Source organism: Rhodanobacter sp. MP7CTX1 (assembly GCF_014205795.1).
Taxonomy (GTDB): domain Bacteria; phylum Pseudomonadota; class Gammaproteobacteria; order Xanthomonadales; family Rhodanobacteraceae; genus Rhodanobacter.
In genome coordinates this window covers 133,832-140,653 of the sequence record NZ_JACHCN010000011.1, presented here as the reverse complement: position 1 = coordinate 140,653, position 6,822 = coordinate 133,832, and the positions used below count along the sequence as shown (strand labels likewise).

Below are 6,822 nucleotides of genomic sequence, written 5' to 3'. Positions count from 1 at the left end.
GCGGTCAACAACACCTTCTTTGGCGAGACTGATACCAAGGGCACCAGCGTGCTGGCGGAAACCGGGCTCAACGTGCAGTTGGGCAAGCTGGCGGTGTTTGGTGGGTTGAACTGGCAGGACGGCGGTGCGTTGAAAAGCTTCTTCGGTGGTCAGGTGGGGCTGCGCTACACCTTCTAACGATCAGCAAGAACCCCGAGTGAGTGTGGTGTGAGTGTGTAGATGTGAAGGAGGAAACCCGGCGGCCCCCGACGCCGGGTTTCCGTTTGACGGCGTAATAGGGTCAGGGCGCCCGGTAGCAAGTTGTCGATCAAGCGATGCGACGACGCTGCGCCAACGAACGAAGTGTTGATGGACCCCGCTTGCGCGGGTCAATGTAAGGAGACTTATGAGAAGCGCCATGAATTCCAAGGTATCCAAAATAACCCAGGTCGAATCCGGAGTACCTCTCCCCAGGCGTGCGGGTCTCTTGCTTAGGCCCGATCAGCAGCGCGTACTCGAACTGGAAGACGGCGACAGCTTCTTGCTACAAACGATCCCGATCGCCGAAGGTGAGTGCATTGTTCCACGTTGGCGGTTCCATAACGCATCACATATCGCCACACGTCTTGTGAGCTGGGCGCGGGGGCGGAATGTGCGGCTCGCATACCGCATGGTCGACAAGACGACCGTCAGGATCTGGCGGCTGGGTGCGATTTAACATGGCTCGCGTGAAGGTCACCATATTTGAGGGCTACACGATCGGTGAGATCGAGCGTGGTATCCCTTATCCGTTTGGACACAAGAAGCCGCTTTCGATTGAGCAGAAGCAGCTTCTCCAACTGAAGGATGGCGAAAGTTTGGTGCTCGCGTTGGAGTTTGGTGAATACGCGAACGACAACGCCAAGCGATTAGTGCAGTGGGCGCGCGTGCGCGGTATTCACGCCGCGCGGCGCAAGATCGACGATAGCCATGTGCGCATCTGGCGCGTGGGCGCTGCGTCACCGGCGACGGTGCGCAAGTAGTGATGAGAATGAGGAGAGTGACGTGAAAAGCAAAGACGAGGTTTCCGATATGGACCTGCAGGAAGTCAGCGACAAGGGAGAAATGGAGGTTGGCCTGCAATCGGTGAGTGATGGAGCGGCTCTGCCGGTGATCGAGGGCGCGCGGCAGGCGGCTGCGCCTGCCGGTTTGTCAAAGGCCGAGGCAGCTGCAGCGGCGAAACCTTTTGCCGCCCCTACCCAGCAGCAGGTCGTCGAGAAAAGCTGTTCGCGCGGACTGGCCGCCTGGTTGGCCAGCAGCAATCTCTCTCTGGCGATTTCTTCCTACCAGACTGGTCGGGTCTATCTCGTCGGCAGCGACAAGCAGGGCCGCGTGTCGTTCTTCGAGCGCCTGTTCGAACGTGCGATGGGCATCGTCGGCAATGCGCAGCGCATTTACCTGGGCGGCCTGTACCAACTGTGGCGCTTCGAGAACGTATTGCGCTCGAACGAGGTGATCCATGCCCAATTCGACAAGTGCTATGTGCCGCGCAATGCGCAGACGATCGGCGACCTGGATATCCATGAGCTGGGCATCCGCAAGAATGGCAAGGTGGTCTTCATCAACACCAAGTATTCCTGTCTCGCCGAGCTGAGCCAGACGCACAGCTTCAAGGCGATCTGGAAGCCGGACTTCATCACCAAGCTGGCGCCGGAAGACCGCTGCCACCTCAACGGGCTGGCGATGGTCGACGGCGCACCGAAGTACGTCACCGCCGTGTGCAAGAGCGATGCGGTGGATGGCTGGCGCGATCGGCGGCATAACGGCGGCGTGGTGATCGACATCGATACCAACGAGATCGTCTGCGAAGGCCTGTCGATGCCGCATTCGCCGCGCTGGGCGAACGGCAAGCTGTGGGTACTCAACGCCGGCACCGGCCACCTGGGCTGGGTGGATTTTGCGACCAAGTCGTTCGTGCCGCATGCATTCCTGCCCGGGTTTGTGCGCGGCTTGTCGATCTTCGGTAACACCGCGGCGGTGGGTTTGTCCAAGCCGAGAAACCAGCGCTTTGAAGGTCTGCAGCTGGATGCGGAACTGGCCAAGCACGATGTCGAACCGTGGTGCGGCGTACAGATCATCTCGCTCACCAATGGCGACGTGCTGCACTGGATCCGTTTCGAGGGTGACATTTCGGAAATCTTCGACCTGTGCTTCCTGCCGAACGTGCGCAACCCGATGATGGTTGGACTGCGCACGCCGGAAATCCGCGAACTGATCACGTTTGAGACGGAGCTGCAGCCGGAGGGTGTGACGTCGTGAACATGCATGGGCGTAGGGCAGGTTATGCCGTATGTGTGATCGCGACGCTGCTCATCACGAACTCGGTGCAGGCCCAATCGACCACCGCGACGCCGAGCAAGACACAGCAGACTAAGACGGCGCCACCGGCCGATGAAGCCGATGCGCTCTTTACCCGCTGGGATACCGATCACAACGGTGCGCTATCGCCGGCCGAATTCCGCGCCGGCTGGCATCAGCTGCAAGCCACCGCGGAGTTGCGTCGGCTGCACGAACAGTTCGTGGCGATGGATGCCGACAAGAACGGTTGCCTGAACGCGGCGGAATACGCCCATCTCACACTGATCAAGAACGCCGGCGCTTCGGCGCCGCCGATGTCGATGTTCGACACCGAGAAGAATCAGTGTCTAGATTTCAAGGAATACGTGAACGTGGTCGACTACATGCTGAAGCAGGCACACAAGTGATTGTGGCTCGACATGCGCTCGGGTCATTCGTTGACCATCTGTCCGGACTATTGATCCGGCCCACAAATCGTTCTTCGAATGCCCTTCGACTCCGCTGCGCTACGCTCAGGGCGAACGGTTCATACGCCAGTGTTTGTGGGTCGGGTCAATAGGAAGCCTGTGTGGGTTGTAAGACACAAAACTACATTTGTGCTATCAATAATCTCATGAGTCTCGTCATTCGCCGTCAAAATCTCTGGTTTTATGATTATCCGAAGCCACTGGCGGAAGTACGGGCGCGATCGTCGTAAAGACTGAAGATCATCTCTCCCAGAAAGCCGCCAACCTCCATTGGCGGCTTTTTTAATGGCTGCCGCTGGATCCCCATCAAGGAGTTCAACGTGAACCGCCACACCGACGATCTGCGCATCCACGCTATCACTACGCTCAGTATGCCTGCCGAAGTGATGCGCGATTGCGCCGCTAGCGAGCGCGTCACGCTCACCGTGAACGACTCGCGCGATGCCCTGCATCAAATCATCACAGGCACCAGCGATCGTCTTGCGGTGGTGATCGGACCATGCTCGATCCATGACCCGGAGGCCGCGCTGAAATACGCTCGACGTCTTGTGCTGCTGCGCGAGCAGTTGGGCGATTCCTTGGAGATCGTGATGCGCGTGTACTTCGAGAAGCCACGTACGACGGTGGGCTGGAAGGGGCTGATCAACGATCCGGATCTGAATGGCAGCTTCCAGATCGACAAAGGCTTACGGATTGCGCGTGGTTTGTTGCGCGACATCAATGCATTAGGCTTGCCAGCGGGATGTGAGTTTCTCGACATGATCACGCCGCAATACATTGCCGATCTCGTGGCATGGGGGGCGATCGGCGCACGTACGACCGAGAGTCAGGTGCACCGAGAGCTGGCTTCTGGATTGTCGTGCCCGGTTGGCTTCAAGAATGGCACCGACGGCAACGTGAAGATCGCGGTCGACGCGGTGCACGCCGCGTCGCAACCCCATCATTTTCTGGCGGTGACCAAGGGTGGTCAGGCGGCTATTGCGACGACTACCGGAAACTCAGACTGTCACGTGATCCTGCGTGGCGGCAGCGTACCGAACTACGATGCGACCAGTGTCATGGCGGCTTGCGCAGAGATCGGCAAGACCGGCTTGCCGCCGCGGGTGATGATCGACGCCAGCCACGCCAACAGCGGTAAGCAGCCAGAGAACCAGCCACTGGTGGTCGAAGATATCGCCATGCAAATCGAAGCGGGCGAAACCCGCATCATCGGTGTCATGGTGGAAAGTCACCTCATGGCCGGACGACAGGATCTGATCCCAGGCCAGCCACTGATCTTCGGTCAGAGCATCACCGACGGCTGCATCGACTGGGATAGTTCTGTGCAAGTGTTGGAGCGCCTGGCGAAAGCAGTACGACAGCGGCGGCGCTTGATAGTGAGAAACGAATACGGTCGTCGCTCGGACGCGGCGACGACCTCGCTGATCAGTCGCTAAGCTAAGTCGTGTTCCATGACCTCACGATCATGAGTGCCATGCTCGGAACGCTCTATATTTTGATTGCGATCCTCTAAGCCGTTTGGCGACGTGGTCAACCATTGTTCGAGCGTAGCCATCGATTTTGGAACGCTAGATGGAATGGAGTCCAAGACAGTCAAGCGCCTCATTTGTTGGGTATGAATTTGGGTACAAATGGAACTTTACGCCATACGTAATCAATTGAAATCAATCACTTGATGTTTGTAACGGGTCTCCTCTTCGTGATGCGCAAAAATCAGCGGCGATAACTTCGCCTTATCGTCAGTACTCGTGAGGAGGTAGCCGCATTTACGCCCGAGGCCGCCGGATAGGAGATCACAAATCGCGAAGCCCAACTTCAAGTTGCCGGAAGTCATTGCGTGGTACCGATGTTCTTTTCGAGGAAGCTGTCAGCTTTCGTTGCCTCCCGAGAAAAGTGCGCAGCCTTAAGCGCCTCGGTTGTGCAATGTTTCTACCTCTGTTGAGCAATGAAGAGTGCCGGTTCCATCAGTCATGTCAACTACGGTCATACGACAAACGAGTCGGCATCTTGGGCGCATCTTATATTTCGCATTCTTGGTCCTTACGGGTGGGCGTTGCGCTGCTAAGCCCGTGTGGTGTACCCCTCAGCCTAATGCCAGGGTGTTGCGCGATCGGCTCAAAATCGATCGCTCAACCCGCTCCGAAAGCGACGCCAGATACCGACAAGGCAGCTTCATCGGAGACCACCCGTCATTGCGCAACCTGGCGTCCGGCTACCGACGATTTCTCGAAGAGTAAGAAACTCGCCGTCAAGAGCGTGCTGCCTATGCCGACTGCGAGCGGGAAATGCCAGTCGGCGCGCGTCATGACTTGCGGCAGGAGGCCTATGGCAAGTGCGGGGATTGCATGCAGACGAGTCACGCGTAGCATGACGACGCCGAACAGCATGGCCAGTACCGTTGAGGTGACGCCTGGACCAAATGTCGCCAGCGCAGTGACGCCAGCTGCCGCCGCGAGCGTGCATACCGCCGGCAACAATACCGGCCGCTGGGCCCAGGGGCAGACGTCTGCATGCGCGAACATTTCATATGCAATAACGATGAGCGGCGGGGAAAATACCATTCGCATTCCGGTCGCCATCGAAAGGAGGTAGGTGGCGCTGAGAAACACTACGAAGAACGGCACCCACAGGAAGCGCTCAGGCAGTGATTCGATTTCGTCGGCAACCCAATCGGCGGAGCTCGGTGTAGCGTGTGCGGCTTCTTTGTCGAAGAACCTCCGGTATGCCGAGGACAGGACGGCAAGCGCACCCGTGCCGAGCAGAATCGCAAGCGGGTACAGCCAGCTTTTCTCGCCGAGCGAGAGCGCGAGAAAGCAGGCCGAGATCGCCGGCGCGATGGGCGAGCGCATGACTTTGAGAATGACCATCGCCCCCAAGATGCAGATCGCTATGGATGCAGCGGAGTACGGCAGATTACGAGTGACGAGTACACCCAGCACGGCGGTCACTGCCGGGGAGAGCGCGAGCATCCAAGGCGCACGGGCCCAAGTGCCGCGCGGCCGCAGGAATACGTCGTAGGACAGTGCAGCTAACTCGGGAAAAAGAAGCAAAGCGATACCGGACGCCGAAGCAGCTCCAGCGATCCCGCCCATGAAGCAGAGTGCGATCAGCACGGCTGACACAATGCGGAGTGATTTGGCCGTCTGCCTCGGTCTTGCGTGGTCGGCTCGCTGGCCACCCAAAGTTCTCCGTTGAGATTGGGTGGCATCGTTCCCTTTCATGTCTTCACGAATTCGGTTTCGACGAGAATAGTGACTTCGTCAGCTTCTAGGGGAATCCATTCCCCAACACCAAACTCTGACCTCTTAAACGTAGCCTCGCCGGAAAAGCCCATGCGTGATTGGGCAAATCCACGGTAAGTGACGTTTAGGACCACCGGCTTTTTTACGCCATGAAAATCCAATATTCCTTCAACGAGGATATGGTCGCCGACAATCTTTACCGTCGCCGAGTTGAACGCAATAGCTGGATATTTGTCCGTCTCCAAGTATTTATTCGCTATTCTTTTGTCGAACGCCTGATCGTCGGTGTCGACTGATTTCGGGTCGATAGATATCTGGACATCTGATGCGGTGGCATGCGTAGGATCGAATGCAAATCGACCTGAAACAGCGTCAAAGCGAAGGGTGTAGTGAGACAAGCCCATGTGGGCAAGTTTTGCGATAACCGAAGTGTGGTGCGGGTCGAGTTTATATTCACCGGCCACGACAACCTTCGGGTCCGTAGAGACGTTCAAGGCCTTGTATTGGGTTGCCGCGGTCGCGTCTTCCACGGGGCTTTGTTCCTTTTGCCCGGCAACGGCGATTGGCATCGCAGCTAGCAGGGCAGCAAAGGCGGCCGTACGGATCACCAGTTTTAAGTTCACAAAAAGCATCGTAGTTTCCTCTGACGTTGGGCGACGTAAGCCCCCCGAATCGGGGCGACGAGTGTCGCCCCGATTGATAACTTGCTTGACTATTCCCGTTGCGACGAGTCAGCGGATCTTGCGTTTTGCATCGAATGCCCCCGCATTCGCTCTAGTTGCGTCCCAGCTGTTGCA

General features: G+C 57.8%; 7 protein-coding genes. 5 read left to right on the top strand and 2 right to left on the bottom strand.

The features are described from left to right. Positions 1-397 precede the first annotated feature (397 nt). The 5 genes from HDE77_RS14320 to HDE77_RS14300 all read left to right on the top strand — a co-directional run bounded on the left by HDE77_RS14320 (position 398) and on the right by HDE77_RS14300 (position 4,219). A complete protein-coding gene (locus HDE77_RS14320; RefSeq protein WP_184418244.1) occupies positions 398-697 on the top strand; it encodes a hypothetical protein in 300 nt (99 codons plus the stop codon). Between the two features lies 1 nt (position 698). Further along, on the top strand, positions 699-1,001 hold the full coding sequence (locus tag HDE77_RS14315) for a hypothetical protein (protein ID WP_184418242.1): 303 nt from the start codon (positions 699-701) through the stop codon (positions 999-1,001). 22 nt (positions 1,002-1,023) lie between these two features. Next, entirely contained in the window at positions 1,024-2,277 is a 1,254-nt protein-coding gene (locus HDE77_RS14310; RefSeq protein WP_343206123.1) for a TIGR03032 family protein, read from the top strand. Continuing rightward, positions 2,274-2,723, top strand: coding sequence for an EF-hand domain-containing protein (locus HDE77_RS14305; protein WP_184418241.1), 450 nt, complete (start codon positions 2,274-2,276; stop codon positions 2,721-2,723). Before HDE77_RS14310 ends, HDE77_RS14305 begins: the two co-directional genes overlap by 4 nt. Before the next feature lie 380 nt (positions 2,724-3,103). Continuing rightward, on the top strand, positions 3,104-4,219 hold the full coding sequence (locus HDE77_RS14300) for a 3-deoxy-7-phosphoheptulonate synthase (protein WP_184418239.1): 1,116 nt from the start codon (positions 3,104-3,106) through the stop codon (positions 4,217-4,219). 753 nt (positions 4,220-4,972) lie between these two features. Here HDE77_RS14300 and HDE77_RS14295 read toward each other — a convergent pair. Together HDE77_RS14295 and HDE77_RS14290 are read right to left on the bottom strand one after the other, a co-directional pair. Continuing rightward, the gene (locus HDE77_RS14295; RefSeq protein WP_221444292.1) at positions 4,973-5,896 is read right to left on the bottom strand and encodes a hypothetical protein; all 924 of its coding nucleotides are present in this window, start codon (positions 5,894-5,896) and stop codon (positions 4,973-4,975) included. A gap of 104 nt (positions 5,897-6,000) precedes the next feature. Then, on the bottom strand, positions 6,001-6,657 hold the full coding sequence (locus HDE77_RS14290; protein ID WP_184418237.1) for a YceI family protein: 657 nt from the start codon (positions 6,655-6,657) through the stop codon (positions 6,001-6,003). Between the last annotated feature and the right edge of the window lie 165 nt (positions 6,658-6,822).

Bases quoted from the DNA above. Each gene is read 5' to 3' on its own strand.
- HDE77_RS14320 (WP_184418244.1), top strand. From the start codon at position 398: ATGAATTCCAAGGTATCCAAAATAACCCAGGTCGAATCCGGAGTACCT.
- HDE77_RS14315 (WP_184418242.1), top strand. From the start codon at position 699: ATGGCTCGCGTGAAGGTCACCATATTTGAGGGCTACACGATCGGTGAG.
- HDE77_RS14290 (WP_184418237.1), bottom strand. From the start codon at position 6,657: ATGCTTTTTGTGAACTTAAAACTGGTGATCCGTACGGCCGCCTTTGCT.